Genomic DNA, 16,330 nt, shown 5'->3' on the forward strand with positions numbered 1-16,330 from the left:
TGAAATGAGTAATCAACCTCAAATAAATATAAATGTTTCGGAGTATCGGGAGATTTTACATCAAGCGATAAGCCAAATTAATACCGCCCGAACGCTAATTGCAAAGCAGGTAAACAGTACTGCAAATTCCGTGTATTGGAATTTGGGAAAACTACTGTTTGAAAAACAGTTAGAAGAAGGTTACGGTAGTGGTGTTGTAAAGCAATTATCTATTGACCTCAAAAATGAATTTCCAGATATGGGTTTATCGCCACGCAACTTGTGGAATATGAAACGCTTTTATGAACGTTATTATCAAGTAGATACAAAACTGCTACAGGGTGTAGCAGTTTTACCGTGGGGGCATAATTTGTTGCTTTTAGACAAAGTCCAATCGCTTTCTGCTGTTGCGTTTTATGCCAATGAAGTAGCTACAAAAGGCTGGTCAAGAGATTTATTGCTCAACGCCATCAAAATGGACAGCTATAGCAGTGCCGACAATCAACTAAAAACCAATAATTTCGGGAATACATTACCCGAAATAAGTGCCGAATATGCCAACGAAGTATTTAAAAGCTCGTACAATCTCGGATTTTTGGGTATTACAGAACCTGTAAAAGAATTGGAATTAGAAAACAGGTTGATAACCAAAATCAGGGCTTTTGTATTGGAATTAGGCAAAGGTTTTTCATTTATAGGTAACCAATACCGATTGGAATACAACAACAAAGAATACTTTGTAGATATGCTTTTCTTCCACAGAGGATTACAATCGTTGGTGGCTATAGAATTAAAGATTGGCAGTTTTAAAGCCGAATACGTAGGCAAAATGAACTTGTATCTTTCCTTATTGGATAAATTGGAGAAAGGCGAAAACGAGAATCCATCTATTGGCATTATTCTCTGTGCCGATAAAGATCATTTGGATGTAGAAATTGCTTTGCAGGACATTAATAAGCCTATTGGTGTAGCCGAATACCAGTTGCTATTACCTAAAGAAGAACTGCAAGCGCTAGTATTGAACGAAATAAACGCAACAGAAGGAGATAATGAGCAAGAATAAAAAATTGATACCCGAATTGCGTTTCCCTGAGTTTGAGAAGAATGAAACTTGGGCTGAGAGAAAACTTTCAGATGTACTCTTTGAACACAAAGAAAAAAGTACTGGAAAAGAAGAGGTTTATTCAGTGTCAGTACATAAAGGTGTAGTTAATCAAATTGAACATTTGGGGCGTGTCTTTGCCGCAAGTAATACGAGTAATTACAAAAAAGTATTGCCAGGTGATATTATATATACTAAAAGTCCCACTGGAGATTTTCCATTTGGAATTATAAAGCAAAGTAAAGTTTCAACACCAGTTATTGTTTCACCGTTATATGGTGTCTTTAGACCTGAAACTAACGACATTGGTATTATACTGGATGCATATTTTGAATATCCAGAAAGAACAATTAATTATTTATCTTCTATCATCCAAAAGGGAGCTAAAAATACCATAAACATTCATAATGATACATTTCTTTCTAAATCTCTAATTCTACCAGTCGATAAAAAAGAACAACAAAAGATAGCGTCTTGCATTTCATCTTTAGAAGAAATGATTACAGCTCACAGCCAAAAGTTAGATTTACTTAAATCCCACAAAAAAGGATTGATGCAAAATCTTTTTCCGCAAGAGGGGGAGAAAGTACCTAGATATAGGTTTAAGGAGTTTGAGAATGATGGGGAGTGGAAGAAAAAACCTGTAAAGCAATTGTTTTCAATATTTCAAGGATATGCATTTGCAAGTAATGATAATGTCACTAGCGGAACAAGATGGATAAAAATAGCTGATGTTGGTATCCAAGAAATGAAAAATGATACGCAGTCTTTTTTACCTATGGAGTTTAAAGAAAAATATAAGAAGTTCTTAGTAAAGAAAGGTGATTATGTATTAGCTTTAACTCGTCCCATTTTAAATATGAAGCTGAAAATCGCTCGAATTGATGAAGCTTTTAATGACTCATTATTAAATCAACGTGTCGGAAAAATAGTAACTTCCAATGACAGTAGTTTTGTTTATTATCTTCTTCAAACAACAAAAATGATTGAGAATATTAATAAAAATATTGCAGGGAATGAACCTCCGAATTTGTCTTTCCAACAAATTGAAGATATAGAAGTTTTTTTGCCTTCGAAAATGATAGAACAACAAAAAATCGCATCTTGTCTTTCTGCATTAGATGAACTCATCACATCACAAACCGAGCAAATAGAACAATTGAAACAGCATAAAAAAGGCTTGATGCAGGGTTTGTTTCCTAAAATGAATGATTAGAAGATGAGTGGTCAAAAAAAAATATATAAGTACAAGACATTGAGAAATGTTGCAGTAAGATTAAGGGACGATTTAAACGACCATAACTTTGTATTGTTATATGCTCATAATGGGACAGGTAAAACTCGTCTTTCTGTTGAGTTTAAAAATATTAGTAAAAGAAGAAAGAAAAGCCCAGAAATTGATACACTATACTTTAATGCATTCACTGAAGATTTATTTACTTGGGATAATGATTTAGATAATGATGAACACAGAGTTCTTTTTTTAAACAAACATTCTAAGTTTTTTGGTGGTATTGAGGATTTAGATATCGAGAATAAAATTAGACCTATACTCCATAATTATAGTAATTTCAATTTTAGAATTGATTTTAATTATATTAAACCTAGTGAAGAGAATATGCCTAATCCAGAAATTCATTGGGCAGTAAGATTTATTAGAGAAGAATTAGTAAATGGAGTTACGCAGAATGTCGAAAAAATAAAAGTATCTCGAGGTGAAGAGAATCTTTTTATTTGGTGTTTTTTTCTTGCAATTTATCAATTGGCAATCGATGGTGCTGAAGGTTACGATTGGGTGAAATATGTTTATATAGACGACCCTATTTCCTCTTTGGACGAAAACAATGCTATTGCTCTAGCCTGTGGTTTAGCAACTATGATAGAAGGTGGGATATATAATGAAATTGAAGATGCTGGAGAGAAAAGAAAAGAAGAAAAAGATCGAAAAGTAAAAGTGGTAATATCCACACATCACAGTCTTTTTTTTAACGTGATGCACAATGAGCTAAAAATGAAAGGGAAAACCTATTTTCTTCATTCAATTAGCCCTCAAAATTATAGTCTTCAAAATACGGATGATACCCCATTTTTTCATCACATCGCTTTACTGAGTGAATTGCAAAAAGTAGCAAAATCGGGAATTATTCATACGTATCACTTTAATGGTTTAAGAACAGTTATGGAAAAAGCTGTGAGTTTTTTTGGATACAATAAAATTGATGAAGTTATCCATGGATTAGAAGATGAAGTGCTTTATCACAGAGCAGTACAGTTACTTAGTCACGGAAGGCACTCCATATTTACTCCTTCAACTATGAATGATGACAATAAGGATTTATTCAAAAAAATTCTTAAAGGATTTATTGATAAATATCAATTTAAACTCCCAGATATTTTTAATTAAAGAAATAATAGAAAAGAATGACACAAAAACAACAACATAAAAAATTAGGCGATACACTTTGGAACATTGCGAATGACTTACGGGGAGCAATGAATGCGGATGATTTTCGTGACTATATGCTTTCGTTTCTCTTTCTTCGGTATCTATCGTTTAATTACGAGGAAGCTGCTAAAAAAGAATTGGGAAAAGATTATCCTGAAATTAAGTCAAAAGATTTAAGACCCGATTTTGTAATTCCGCCACCGTTAGAAGAATGGTACAAAAATAATGAGGGAGATGTAGAAGAGTTTGAAGAACAGATGCGTAGAAAAGTGCATTATGTTATAGAGCCTAAATATCTGTGGAGTAACATTACCGAATTGGCTCGTACGCAAAATGCTGATTTATTAGAAACACTTGAAAATGGATTTCGCTATATTGAAAACGAATCGTTTGGTACTACCTTTAAAGGACTTTTTTCTGAAATTAATCTCAACTCGGAGAAGCTAGGAAAAACACCAAAAGAAAGAAATGACAAACTTTGTAAGATTATTGGAAAGATTGCCGAAGGGATTGCCGATTTTTCAACGGATACCGATACACTTGGAAATGCTTATGAATATTTGATTGGTAAATTTGCAGCAGGTTCAGGAAAAAAAGCAGGAGAATTTTATACACCACAAGAAGTTTCAACTATTCTTTCCGAAATCGTTACTTTAGACAGCCAAGACCCTGCAACAGGTTTGAAACCAAAGTTGGATAAAGTGCTGGATATGGCTTGCGGTTCGGGATCTTTACTTTTAAATGTTCGTAATCAATTAAAAAACGCTAAGGGAAGTATTGGCAAAATTTACGGTCAGGAAAAGAATATTACTACCTACAACCTCGCCCGAATGAATATGTTATTGCACGGAATGAAAGATACCGAGTTTGAGATATTCCACGGAGATACTTTGCTCAATCAATGGGATTTACTCAATGAAATGAACCCAAGCAAAAAAACAGAGTTTGATGCCATTGTTGCCAATCCACCATTTAGTTTGCGTTGGGAACCCAACGAAACAATGGGTGAAGATTTTCGTTTCAAAAGCTACGGCTTAGCTCCCAAATCGGCAGCCGATTTTGCATTTTTATTGCACGGCTTTCACTTTCTTGGTAAAGAAGGTACAATGGCGATTATTTTGCCACACGGAGTACTGTTTCGTGGCGGAGCAGAAGAGCGTATAAGAACCAAATTACTGAAAGACAACCATATTGATACGGTTATTGGTCTGCCTCCTAATTTATTTTATTCTACGGGTATTCCTGTTTGTATTTTAGTGTTGAAAAAGTGTAAAAAACAAGAGGATGTATTATTTATCAATGCAGCAGAACATTACGAAAAAGAGAAACGACAAAATTCACTTAGTGAGAAACACATTAAAAACATTGTAGAAACGTACCAATTCCGAACTGAAAGAGAGCGGTATTCCCGTAAAGTCTCGATGGATGAAATCGAAAAGAATGGTTATAATTTGAATATTTCCCGTTATGTAAGTACAGCAACAGAGGAAGTGATTATTGATTTAAAAGAGGTGCATAGGGAATTGGAAATAATTGAACGAAAAATCAATAGCAGTACAAACAAACACAATGAATTTTTAATAGAATTAGGTTTGAAAACAATATAAAAGTCCTTGTACAATTGGTCTTAAATGTAAAATGAGACAGAATTTACGGAAAGAACATTGTAACCTACAAATTCGAAAAATAATTAATATTAGTTCCACAAAAACACCACAGCCCACTGCTTAAATAGGTGGGCTGTTTCTTTAATTGACCGATACGGATAAGGCTCTTTAGTCGGCTACCGCTGATAGTTATCTTCCAATACCTTGATAATATCGCTTTCACGAAACAAGATTTTCCGTTCGAGTTTGATAAAAGGTATCAGTCCGTCATCCCTGTACTGTTGCAACGTTCGTTTACTGATGTGTAGCATCTCGCAAACCTGTTCGCCTGACAGGTAGATTTCCCCTTTTAAGAGTGGATGAAAATATTCTCTGATATACAGCAGTTCATTTTTGATACCTTCCACAGCTTCGAGCAGGACAAGCATATCTTCGTTTGAATTTCCAATCTGTTTCATTTCTTTTGCTTTTTTAATGGTTGCTCTCCCTGCATAAGTAATTCCACTTCAGATAATCTGAAATATGTTTTCCGATTGATTTGCGTTGCCCCAAGAATGCCTTTTGCTCTATACGTCTGCAACGTTCTTTTGCTGATATTAAGCAATTGGCAGGCTTCCTGTTGGTCGAGCCATTTCGTTGCCTGTTGCAATGCTTTATAGGGTGCAGTCATTTCCGAAATCAATAGAGAAACTTTCTTTACTTCCCTATGCAATGCCTTTAAAATCTGAATGTCTAAAACTGTTATTTCCATATCTACATCATTAAACCTCGAAAATATAAGGTAATTATACAGAGCTTTCTAATGTTGTATCCATTGGCGTTTAGTGGCGTTGTTTTGCCAAATACTATCAAAGAAATATTAAAAAAAATCTAAAAAAGAATAAAAAGGTAGCAAAGATAAAGCGGACATCCACCGCACCACCCAACCAAAAGCTTACGGCATAATGGCAGGGCAAATATGGTGGCTTCGCCGAATAGTTGTGCTTGCCCTGCCACCCTTCGGGACTTATTCCGTTTCCTTTTGGTTTTTCCACCTGTCCGCCTTGTTTGAATAGCTTTCTTTTTTTTCTGTTTTTTTCTTTTGGAAACAATTTTAACAGGGACTTATACATCCTGACTAAAGGACGGTTATCAAAACAACGGCTTGTGCTTATCGTTATAGATTTCCTTAATCAGTTCTCCGAACTCGTGAAAATGGTATTCGATAATATTGTCCAGATACGCATAAATCGTGAGCTTATCAATCCCCATAACGTTTGTAAGCCTGTTAAACGTTTCGTGGTGTTCCTGCCGTACATAGACCGATTTGCCTTTGCTTGCATTCCTTTTAGGAATTTTAAAGAACTGTTCGCAATAATCTTCTTTCGTCAGCTTCTTTGGTTTTGAAACATTTCTTTTGGTAATACCTGCAACCGACTTTTCATCTTCTGTTTCTACAGATTTTTCGCTTGTTTCTATTGCAGTAAGGTCATCACTATGCGGTAAGGTGTTCTGCTCATGTGCAGGTTGTTTCTTTTCATTGCCAAGAAAATTTTCTAAAGAAAAATCTTGTGCTTCGGATTGCTGTTTTTTGTTTTCTTCATCTATCATATCTATTGTTTTTAATATTATATCCCATTAGCTATTTAGTTAGCTGAACAGTCAGTTGTAAATATCATAGCACGTATGTAAGTTGCTATGCACCTATATACTCTTAATTAGCTGTTTCATTAACTGAAAAATCTGTAATCCGCCTGCAATCATTCACACTTATTTGCTGTCGGGATTTTTTGCTGTTCAGTGATTTAATTAAGGGCATAACCAATCAGCCAGCTAACCAGATACAAAGGAAATAAAAGCAATTCCAATCCACATAAAGGTGGCAGTATTTGGCGTTTATTGGCTTTGTTTGGCGTGATTGTAAGTCGTTGTTATTCAAATGGTCTTATCGAACTTTGTAACGAAAGCGATTAGCTTTTTCAGCTAACTCCAATCCGTTTGCAAAACGGATTTTTCTGAACTCCTGTTCAGAGCAAGTTATCTTTTGAGGTACTCGAAATGAATTTCGGCACTCAAAAGCACTTGCCCTTGCAGGGAGCTGAAAACCGCTCCGAAGTCGCAGTTTTGTTTAACATTAGAAATGGATTTATTATGGAAGAAAAGAACAGTAAACAAATTAGGAAAACAGGGAGAAAACCGAAGAATGACCCTGCCGTACATCGGTATTCTATTAACCTGAATGCAGAGGAAAACGCCAAGTTCCTTGCCCTCTTTGACCAATCGGGGATAAGTGTAAAGGCACATTTCATTACGGCTTGCATCTTTCAAAAGACCGTAAAGACCGTAAAAATTGATATGAATGCGGTAGAATACCACGCAGGACTGACCAAATTTTTCAGTCAGTTTCGAGGAATAGCAACCAATTACAATCAGATTGTAAGGCTATTGAACGCCAATTTTTCGGAGAAAAAAGCATCTGCATATCTCTATAAATTGGAAAAACAGACCGCAAAAATGAAAGAACTGTTGCTAAAGGTTTTAATTCTTACCGACAGATTTGAAAAGCAATATCTACATAAAGAGTAAAATTATGATTGCAAAAATCGGAAAGGGAAGCAATATGTACGGAGCGATTTTGTACAATCAGCAGAAAGTGGACAGGGAAAACGGAGCGGTTTTGTTGCTGAACAAAATACCCGACACAATGGACGGCAGGTATTCCGTAGCGTATTTCAATAAATGTTTTGAGCCGTATTTGTCTGCAAACATCAAAACAGAAAAAACGGTACGGCATATTTCATTGAACCCAGACCCGAAAGACGAGGTAAGCGATGAGCAGTTTACGGAAATGGCACAGGAATATATGGAACGTATGGGCTACGGAAATCAGCCTTATATTGTTTTCAAACATACGGACATTGACCGAATGCATATCCATATCGTTTCGACCTGTGTAGGCATTGACGGTAAGAAAATCCCCGATGATTACGACCACCCACGTTCAATGGCAATCTGTCGGGATTTTGAAACGAAATACAACCTGCACAAAGCAACCGAGCAGGAGCAGAAACAAGCCAACAAAGTTTTCAAACCTGTGGATTACCACAAAGGCGACATCAAAAGTCAGATTGCTTCGGTAGTACGGCATTTGCCGAAGTATTACAGCTTTCCGACTATGGGAAGCTATAATGCTTTATTGTCGCTGTTCAACATCACAGCGGAAGAAGTCAAAGGCGAGCGGAACGGTCAGCCGGTAAACGGATTGGTCTATGTGGCAGTGGACGAAAACGGAAACAAGGCAAGCAATCCGTTTAAGGCATCGCTTTTCGGAAAAGACGCAGGAGTTGCACAACTACAAAAGCATTTTGAACAGTCAAAAGAGAAAATGAAAACCAATCCTGTAAGGTCAGTTTTAAAGAATACTGTTGAATTGGCTATGCACACGACAAGCAACGAAATAGAATTTAGAAAACAATTGACCGAACACGGTATTAATACGATTGTTCGCAGAAACGACAACGGACGGATTTACGGAGTAACTTTCATTGACCACGAGAGCCGTAGTGTATGGAATGGTTCACAGTTAGACAGAAACCTGTCTGCAAATGTTTTTAACGATTGGTGGAACAACGGCAACAAACCCGAACTGAAAACACAGGATAACCCTCTTTCCAAAACGAATACAATAGACAACCAACCAACGAAAGACCTTTTTGAGTTTATCCCACAGGAACATTCTCAGAATTTCGATATAGGATTATTCAGCCTTTTACCTGATGCACAAGGCGTGGATTATAAAGAAGAAACATTTGCTAAACGGATGAAGAAGAAAAAGAGACGATTGCAATAAACAATGCAATGCCATTGCATTACTTTTTTACTAACTTTGCAAAAGAATATGAAAGTCTTTTACTCCATATTGGCAATTTATATGATGACGGTATTTTTAATGCCGTGTACCGATATGTATGAAAAGGACAACTTTCAAAACCATAACCATTCGGAAGAATTAACCCATCAAGGAAGCCACGACCATCAGGAAACAACTGATATGTGCAGTCCATTTTGTTTATGCGGTTGTTGTGGAATAGTTTCAGGTATAGTGCTTCAATGGAATGTATACAGCTTAGTTAAGGCGAAGACTTTTGACCTTTCTAAGCCTAAAGTTTATTATAAATGTACCTTTATATCCCACTATCTGGGGGGAATTTGGCAACCGCCAAAGATTAATGCATAATTTTTAATGTTTTAATGATTATAGCTTTTTGCGTACAGCAACAAGCTGAATGTTTTGGGTCATACTTCGTATTTCTCGTATTCATAATCATTGCAATTTATCATTAATTATTCATCATTAATCACAATAGAAGTGTTAAATAGTATTATAAAATTCTCTATAAAGAATAAGTTCATTATAGGATTGATGACCTTGTTTCTCATCATTTGGGGGGTATGGAGTGCCAACCAAATCCCCATTGATGCCCAACCTGACATTACAAACAATCAGGTTCAGATTATTACCCTGTCGCCTACATTGGCAGGACAAGAAGTAGAACAATTAGTAACATTTCCCGTAGAGCAAAGTATCGTTAATCTTCCAAAAGTAGAAGAGATAAGAAGTGTTTCAAGATTTGGATTATCTGTTGTAACCGTTGTCTTTCAAGATAATGTCGATATTTATTTTGCACGACAGTTAGTAAGCCAACAGCTGAAAGAAGCACAAGACCAGATACCTGACGGGATTGGAACACCTGAACTTGCTCCTGTCAGTACAGGTCTTGGCGAAGTGTACCAATATATTCTTCATCCCAAAGAAGGCAGTGAAGACAAATATTCCGCAATGGATTTGCGGACAATGCAGGACTGGATTGTTGCCAGACAACTTTACGGTACTCCGGGAATTGCAGAAGTCAATAGTTTCGGTGGTTTGCTTAAACAGTACGAAGTTTCTATCGACCCAAACCGCATCAAGGCAATGGACGTTAGTATTTCCGATATTTTTACCGCCCTCGAAAACAACAACCAAAATACCGGAGGTGCATATATCGATAAGAAGCCCAATGCTTACTTTATTCGCGGGATTGGTCTGGTTACTTCATTGGAAGATGTAGGAAATATCGTCGTTAAAAATACAGGTAGCGTTCCGGTATTTATCAAAGATGTGGCAGAAGTACAATTTGGTCACGCAACCCGGTACGGAGCATTGACCTATAATGGCGAAGTAGATGCTGTGGGTGGGATTGTAATGATGTTGAAGGGAGAAAACACCTCTGAAGTTGTAAAAAGTATCAAAGAAAAAATACCGGTTATCCAACAATCTCTACCCGAAGACGTGGTCATAGAACCATTTTTAGACAGAATGGATTTGGTTGATAGAGCGATAAGTACGGTTCAAAAGAACCTCATTGAGGGCGCACTGATTGTTATTTTTGTATTAATTCTATTCCTGGGGAATTTCAGAGCAGGACTGATTGTAGCCTCAGCCATACCGCTATCTATGCTTTTTGCGTTGGGAATGATGCGGCTGTTTGGTGTAAGTGCCAACCTGATGAGTATGGGGGCTATTGATTTCGGATTGGTAATAGATGGTTCCCTGATTGTTGTTGAAGCGACAATGCATCATTTGGGCTTGCGGAAATCCACACAAAGACTTACGCAGGCAGAAATGGATGAAGAGGTATATGAATCTGCACGGAAAATTCGTACGAGTGCCGCATTTGGCGAAGTTATCATCCTCATTGTCTATATCCCTATCCTTACTTTGGTGGGTATAGAGGGTAAAATGTTTACGCCAATGGCACAGACTGTAAGTTTTGCCATTTTGGGAGCATTGATTTTGTCCTTTACCTATATCCCGATGATGAGTGCTTTGTGTTTGTCTAAAAAGCCGATTACCAAAAAGAATTTTTCAGACAAAATGATGGACTATCTTCAAGGGGTTTATAAACCATTGTTAGAAAAAGCCATTCGGATGAAATATGTGGTTATTGCGGTTGCCGTTGGGCTGTTTACCATAAGTATATTCTTTTTTTCACGGATGGGCGGAGAGTTCCTGCCAAAATTGGGCGAGGGCGATTTTGCTTTCCACTGTATCCTGCCACAAGGAACATCGTTAAGCCAAAGTCTGGAAACCTCTATGCAGGCATCAAGGATAATCAAGGAATTTGACGAAGTGAGAATGGTCGTAGGCAAGACTGGTGCTGCCGAAGTACCGACAGACCCGATGCCTCCCGAAGCCACTGACCTGATGATTATCCTAAAACCGCAGGACGAATGGAAAACAAAAAAATCCTATGACGAGCTTTCCAATGAAATGATGGAGAAACTTGAAGTTATTCCCGGTGTATTCTTTGAAGCCAATCAGCCGATACAGATGCGGTTTAATGAACTGATGACAGGTATCAGGCAGGATGTAGCCGTTAAGATATTCGGAGAAGACCTCGACAGTTTGTTGGTTTATGCCAATAAAGCGAATGCTATTATTCAAACAGTAGAAGGTGCGACTGCTCCGCAGGTAGAACGGGTAGCAGGTCTTCCCCAAATCAATATCGAATATGACCGTACCCGAATAGCCAATTACGGCTTGAATGTACAGGAAATAAACGATATTGTCAGCACTGCGTTCGCAGGTAAATCAGCAGGTGTGATTTATGAAAACGAACGAAGATTTGATTTGGTGGTACGGCTTGATGAAGCCCACCGCAGTTCCATTGAGGATGTGAGCAATCTGTTTATCCCACTACCAAACGGCGACCAAATACCGCTTTCACAGGTTGCAAACATTGATTACAAATTAGGGCCCGCACAAATCAGCCGTGAAGGCGGTAAACGCAGGATATATGTCGGCTTCAACGTACAGGGGCGGGATGTAGCCAGCGTTGTCAATGAAATTCAGGATAAATTGGCTGAACAGATTAAGCTACCGACAGGTTATTATTTTACTTATGGTGGTCAGTTTGAGAACCTCCAAAAAGCTACCGACAGATTACTCATAGCAGTACCTATCGCCCTGCTTTTGATTTTTATCCTGTTATACTTCACGTTCCATTCGTTCAAGGAAGCCGTTTTGGTCTATACGGCTATCCCGATGAGTGCCATTGGAGGCGTATTTGCCCTTTTATTGCGGGATATGCCATTCAGCATATCGGCAGGTGTCGGATTTATTGCTCTGTTCGGTGTTGCTGTTCTGAACGGGATTGTACTGATTGCCACGTTCAATAGACTGGAGAAAGAGGGTTGGAACGAGATTGTTCCGAGAATTATCGAGGGAGCTAAAACAAGGCTTAGGCCTGTATTGATGACAGCATCTGTGGCAAGTTTAGGTTTTTTACCAATGGCATTGAGTACAAGTGCAGGTGCAGAAGTACAAAAACCGTTGGCAACGGTCGTTATCGGAGGATTGATTTCAGCAACTGCATTGACGTTGTTCGTGCTGCCCTTGCTGTACCTCGTATTTATGAGAAACCAAAAACCTCCGAAAAATAATAAAACGAAAGCCATAGCACCCGTGTTGTTCCTGTTTATGTTCTTGGGATTTTCTCAAAACGGTAAGGCACAAACTCCGATAAATGTAGATAAGGCTATCGAGATTGCTGTGGAGAATAACCCTCAGCTACGTTCCAAAAATATGGATATTCAATCTGCCCAAAGCCTTAGCAAGACGGCGTATGAACTGCCGAAGACCGGTGTAGATTTCCAATATGGGAATATTAACAGTTTCGAATTTGATAACGGCTTCCAGATTTCGCAGACCATACCCTTTCCAACGCTCTTTGGGGCAAAGAAAAACTTGGTCAAAGAGCAAGTCAAAGGTCGGCAATGGTCAAAGGCTCTGACAGAAAATGAACTTAGAAAACAGGTAAGAACCTATTATTACCAGTTGGAATATTTGGAGCATAATGCTTCGGTTTTAAAGTATCTTGATACTATTTATGCAGACTTTATCCGCGTAGCAGAACTGCGGTACAAAACCGGAGATATAGGCAAACTGGACGTTAATACTGCGACTACCAAGAAAGGGGAAATAAGTCTTTTGTATCAACAGAACGAGGTTTTAAGGCAGAACGCCTATCAAAGCCTTAAAAATCTGATGCAGACACAGGAAGACTTCTTAATAGAACCGCAACCGGATTATACACCATTGCTGTTAAGTTCTTTCATTGACAGTTCGGCTGTTGCAAATCATCCGAGCATCCAGTTATTGTATCAAGAGGCGAAAATTGCCGAGCAGAACAAGAAATTGGAAAGAGCAAACAGCTTGCCTGATTTTACATTCGGTTATAATAACATATCGCTGATAGGAATGCACAGTAAAAATGGTGTAGAGCAATTTTATGGCAAAGGACAGCGGTTTAGTTTTGTTGATTTAGGTATTACAATCCCAATTTTTACCACCACCAAAGCAAAAATTCGCTCGCTTGATTACAAGAAACAATCATTGGAATTAAATGCGCAATGGCAGGAACAACAGCTTAAAACGGAATTGGCAAACGCCTTGAAACAATACGAACAATATGTAGCGCAGTTTACCTATTTCAAGGAGCAGGCACTTCCCAATGCTGATGAGATTATCAATGCTGCAAAGCTGGGGTACAGTACCGGAGATATTTCTTATGTGGAGTACCTATTTGCCTTGCAGACAACAGCAGACATTCAGCTTAATTATTTAAATAGCATTCAGCAAATCAATGAGGCTGTAACGCTTATCCATTCATTAATCAGTAAATAATACAATATATGAAACGTATCATAAATAATATAGTTTTTAGCGTTCTTGTCCTCGTTGCATTCTTTGCTTTCAACGCCTGTACAAATAATCATAAAGAGGGCGATGGGCATAATCACGGAACGGAAGCAGAAACAACAACGGACGAACACGAAGAAGAAGAAGAAAATGTTGCAGTGCTGACCGATGAGCAGATGAAAGCGGTGGGTATTGAAATCGGTTCAATTGAACAGAAGCAATTATCCGCAACATTGAAAGCCAATGGAGCATTAAGAGTTCCCAACAGCAACAAGGCGAATGCAACCTCGTTGTTTGGTGGTGTTATCAAATCCCTTAATGTGGAGATAGGCGATTTCGTAAGGAAAGGTCAGGTTATCGCTACTATTTCCAATCCGCAATTCATACAATTGCAGGAAGAATACCTAAGCATCAATAGCCGGATAGAGTTTGCCGAACAGGAACTTGTAAGACAAAGAGAGCTGAACGACGGAAATGTCGGAGCAAAGAAAAACCTGCAAAGTGCCACTACTGAACTGAACACGTTGAGAACACGGAAGTCTTCTTTGAACCAGCAAATTCAAATGATGGGGATTAATCCGGCTTCCTTGTCAAATTCGAGCCTTAAATCCTCATTGGTCGTTACAAGTCCGATAAGCGGTACTATCAGCAATGTTTTTGCCAAAATCGGAAGCTATGTAGATGTGTCATCGCCTATTGCTGAAATCATAGAAAACACAGCCCTGCACTTGGACTTACAGGTGTATGAAAAGGATATTCCTTTAATCAAAATAGGTCAGAAAATAGATTTTGTCGTAACCAACAATCCCAATAAGACTTATTCTGCCGAAGTTTATAGTATCGGCTCATCCTTTAGCGGAGAGAGTAAAACTATTGCTGTTCACAGCAAGATTACAGGAGATAAAGCAGGATTGATTGACGGAATGAGTATAACCGGAATGGTAAGTTTAGATGATGTATTAAGTACGGCTGTACCCAACGATGCTATTGTCAATGCAGACGGAAAGTATTACATCTTTTTGGTCAAGGAGCGGGAAGAAGAAGCTCACGACCATAAAGAGGGCGAAGCTCACGACCATAACCACGGTTCTGAAAAAGGAACTCAATTTGTAAGAATGGAAGTCGTTAAAGGTGCTACGCAATTGGGTTATACGGCAATTACACCTGTAAGTGAAATTCCGCACGGTGCGCATATCGTGGTAAAAGGCGCGTTTTTTGTGAATGCAAAAATGGATGATTCGGGAGAACACGCCCACGCTCACTAAAAAACATTGGATAATGAAAAAAAACATTGAACAGAAGCTGTTGTCAAAGAACACCAATCCGACAAGTATGCGGATATTGGTGTACGACTTCTTGGAGCAACAGCAGACAGCAATGTCCTTATCTGAAATTGAGAGCCATTTTTATAAAGCAGACAGGGTTACGATTTACAGGACTTTGAAAACTTTTGAAGAAAAAGGCATTGTACACAGTATTCAGGAGAACACTACGGTCAAGTATATTCTGTGCCACGATGGGTGTGATGAAAATACACACAAGGATTGGCACTTACATTTCTATTGTAAGATTTGTAAGCAGACAACCTGTAAGGAGGATTTTATAATACCGCAGAATGGAAGTCAGAATTACCGTATCGACGAACTAAAATTATTTGGTAAGGGAATTTGTGAAAACTGTTTAAAGGAGAGTTTGCAATAGCATTGCAGGCTCTCCCTGTGTAACTTTGTTATAAATATAAATGTGTTATGGACACCTATCTTAAAGAAACAAAAATCCTTGACTACTCCAATGCTTCCATACAAAAGCTATTGGAGCAGAGAGGGTGGGAAAACTTGGACACCGTTGCCAAAGTTCAAGCCATTTACAATTTTGTACGGGACGAAATAAAGTTTGGCTATAATGTTTCTGATTATATTTCCGCATCGCAGGTGCTGAATGACGGGTACGGACAATGCAACACAAAAGCCACTTTATTAATGGCTTTGTTAAGAGCAACAGATGTACCTAACCGTATTCACGGCTTTACCATTGACAAGGCATTGCAGAAAGGAGCTATTACAGGTATTTGGTACAGACTATCGCCTAAGAATATCTTGCATAGCTGGGTTGAAGTTTGGGTAAACGAGCAATGGTATTTTTTGGAGGGCGTGATTTTGGATAAACCGTACCTCACTAAATTACAGGAACAGAACAGTGATTGCAAGACCACTTTTTGCGGTTTCGGGGTTTATACCGATAATTTTGAGAACCCGCCGATTGAATGGAACCTCAATAATACATTTATTCAGGATAAAGGCATCAATCGGGACTTTGGCGTTTTTGATACACCCGATGCGTTTTATGCAAAACATCAACAAGAACTGAACGCTTTCAAGAAGTTTATTTTTCAGCATATCGTGAGGCATATAATGAATAATAATGTAGAAAGAATAAGAAATAAAAAAGTGTAACGAACCTAAAAAATTAAAGGC

The 16,330-nt window shown here is 38.1% G+C and carries 14 protein-coding genes; 11 read left to right on the top strand and 3 right to left on the bottom strand.

Annotated elements, in window-relative coordinates; genetic code table 11:
- Positions 1-4: 4 nt before the first annotated feature.
- The 4 genes from EDC17_RS00645 to EDC17_RS00660 are packed head-to-tail and all read left to right on the top strand — an operon-like array spanning position 5 to position 5,134.
- Positions 5-1,042, top strand: a complete 1,038-nt coding sequence (locus EDC17_RS00645) for a PDDEXK nuclease domain-containing protein (protein ID WP_132775925.1) — start codon at positions 5-7, stop codon at positions 1,040-1,042.
- A complete protein-coding gene (locus tag EDC17_RS16780) occupies positions 1,029-2,297 on the top strand; it encodes a restriction endonuclease subunit S (RefSeq protein WP_165894344.1) in 1,269 nt (422 codons plus the stop codon). The genes EDC17_RS00645 and EDC17_RS16780 overlap by 14 nt, the downstream gene beginning before the upstream one ends.
- Before the next feature lie 3 nt (positions 2,298-2,300).
- A complete protein-coding gene (locus EDC17_RS00655) occupies positions 2,301-3,485 on the top strand; it encodes an AAA family ATPase (protein ID WP_132775927.1) in 1,185 nt (394 codons plus the stop codon).
- Between the two features lie 17 nt (positions 3,486-3,502).
- Positions 3,503-5,134, top strand: a complete 1,632-nt coding sequence (locus EDC17_RS00660) for a type I restriction-modification system subunit M (protein WP_132775929.1) — start codon at positions 3,503-3,505, stop codon at positions 5,132-5,134.
- Positions 5,135-5,310: 176 nt separating this feature from the next.
- Here the strand turns inward: EDC17_RS00660 and EDC17_RS00665 are convergent, their stop codons facing one another.
- From EDC17_RS00665 to EDC17_RS00675, 3 genes are all read right to left on the bottom strand, one after another.
- Positions 5,311-5,592: a helix-turn-helix domain-containing protein gene (locus EDC17_RS00665; RefSeq protein ID WP_132775931.1), complete on the bottom strand. Its 282-nt coding sequence runs from the start codon at positions 5,590-5,592 to the stop codon at positions 5,311-5,313.
- Positions 5,589-5,885, bottom strand: a complete 297-nt coding sequence (locus EDC17_RS00670; RefSeq protein WP_132775933.1) for a helix-turn-helix domain-containing protein — start codon at positions 5,883-5,885, stop codon at positions 5,589-5,591. The genes EDC17_RS00665 and EDC17_RS00670 overlap by 4 nt, the downstream gene beginning before the upstream one ends.
- Positions 5,886-6,265: 380 nt before the next feature.
- On the bottom strand, positions 6,266-6,724 hold the full coding sequence (locus EDC17_RS00675; protein ID WP_132775934.1) for a DUF3408 domain-containing protein: 459 nt from the start codon (positions 6,722-6,724) through the stop codon (positions 6,266-6,268).
- A 540-nt stretch (positions 6,725-7,264) separates the two neighbouring features.
- Between EDC17_RS00675 and mobA the strand changes: the two genes are divergently transcribed.
- The 7 genes from mobA to EDC17_RS00710 all read left to right on the top strand — a co-directional run bounded on the left by mobA (position 7,265) and on the right by EDC17_RS00710 (position 16,309).
- A complete protein-coding gene (gene mobA, locus EDC17_RS00680; protein ID WP_013597184.1) occupies positions 7,265-7,699 on the top strand; it encodes a conjugal transfer protein MobA in 435 nt (144 codons plus the stop codon).
- A 4-nt stretch (positions 7,700-7,703) separates the two neighbouring features.
- Positions 7,704-8,963 (top strand): conjugal transfer protein MobB, encoded by a 1,260-nt coding sequence (gene mobB / locus EDC17_RS00685; protein ID WP_003010403.1) that lies wholly within the window; start codon positions 7,704-7,706, stop codon positions 8,961-8,963.
- Between the two features lie 48 nt (positions 8,964-9,011).
- Entirely contained in the window at positions 9,012-9,350 is a 339-nt protein-coding gene (locus tag EDC17_RS00690; RefSeq protein ID WP_003010400.1) for a DUF6660 family protein, read from the top strand.
- A gap of 132 nt (positions 9,351-9,482) precedes the next feature.
- On the top strand, positions 9,483-13,841 hold the full coding sequence (locus EDC17_RS00695; protein ID WP_132775936.1) for a CusA/CzcA family heavy metal efflux RND transporter: 4,359 nt from the start codon (positions 9,483-9,485) through the stop codon (positions 13,839-13,841).
- Between the two features lie 8 nt (positions 13,842-13,849).
- Positions 13,850-15,121 (top strand): efflux RND transporter periplasmic adaptor subunit, encoded by a 1,272-nt coding sequence (locus EDC17_RS00700; RefSeq protein WP_032132265.1) that lies wholly within the window; start codon positions 13,850-13,852, stop codon positions 15,119-15,121.
- Positions 15,122-15,134: 13 nt separating this feature from the next.
- Positions 15,135-15,557 (top strand): Fur family transcriptional regulator, encoded by a 423-nt coding sequence (locus EDC17_RS00705; protein WP_013597180.1) that lies wholly within the window; start codon positions 15,135-15,137, stop codon positions 15,555-15,557.
- Positions 15,558-15,604: 47 nt separating this feature from the next.
- The gene (locus EDC17_RS00710; RefSeq protein WP_003010388.1) at positions 15,605-16,309 is read left to right on the top strand and encodes a transglutaminase-like domain-containing protein; all 705 of its coding nucleotides are present in this window, start codon (positions 15,605-15,607) and stop codon (positions 16,307-16,309) included.
- The last annotated feature ends 21 nt before the right edge of the window (positions 16,310-16,330 follow it).

This window comes from Sphingobacterium alimentarium, assembly GCF_004342685.1.
In the GTDB taxonomy this organism is placed as follows: Bacteria; Bacteroidota; Bacteroidia; order Sphingobacteriales; family Sphingobacteriaceae; genus Sphingobacterium; species Sphingobacterium alimentarium.

What these genes read in the sequence shown, in the direction of transcription:
- EDC17_RS00645 (WP_132775925.1), top strand. Translation starts at nt 5, where the DNA reads ATGAGTAATCAACCTCAAATAAATATAAATGTTTCGGAGTATCGGGAG.
- EDC17_RS16780 (WP_165894344.1), top strand. Translation starts at nt 1,029, where the DNA reads ATGAGCAAGAATAAAAAATTGATACCCGAATTGCGTTTCCCTGAGTTT.
- EDC17_RS00655 (WP_132775927.1), top strand. Translation starts at nt 2,301, where the DNA reads ATGAGTGGTCAAAAAAAAATATATAAGTACAAGACATTGAGAAATGTT.
- EDC17_RS00660 (WP_132775929.1), top strand. Translation starts at nt 3,503, where the DNA reads ATGACACAAAAACAACAACATAAAAAATTAGGCGATACACTTTGGAAC.
- EDC17_RS00665 (WP_132775931.1), bottom strand. Translation starts at nt 5,592, where the DNA reads ATGAAACAGATTGGAAATTCAAACGAAGATATGCTTGTCCTGCTCGAA.
- EDC17_RS00670 (WP_132775933.1), bottom strand. Translation starts at nt 5,885, where the DNA reads ATGGAAATAACAGTTTTAGACATTCAGATTTTAAAGGCATTGCATAGG.
- EDC17_RS00675 (WP_132775934.1), bottom strand. Translation starts at nt 6,724, where the DNA reads ATGATAGATGAAGAAAACAAAAAACAGCAATCCGAAGCACAAGATTTT.
- mobA (WP_013597184.1), top strand. Translation starts at nt 7,265, where the DNA reads ATGGAAGAAAAGAACAGTAAACAAATTAGGAAAACAGGGAGAAAACCG.
- mobB (WP_003010403.1), top strand. Translation starts at nt 7,704, where the DNA reads ATGATTGCAAAAATCGGAAAGGGAAGCAATATGTACGGAGCGATTTTG.
- EDC17_RS00690 (WP_003010400.1), top strand. Translation starts at nt 9,012, where the DNA reads ATGAAAGTCTTTTACTCCATATTGGCAATTTATATGATGACGGTATTT.
- EDC17_RS00700 (WP_032132265.1), top strand. Translation starts at nt 13,850, where the DNA reads ATGAAACGTATCATAAATAATATAGTTTTTAGCGTTCTTGTCCTCGTT.
- EDC17_RS00705 (WP_013597180.1), top strand. Translation starts at nt 15,135, where the DNA reads ATGAAAAAAAACATTGAACAGAAGCTGTTGTCAAAGAACACCAATCCG.
- EDC17_RS00710 (WP_003010388.1), top strand. Translation starts at nt 15,605, where the DNA reads ATGGACACCTATCTTAAAGAAACAAAAATCCTTGACTACTCCAATGCT.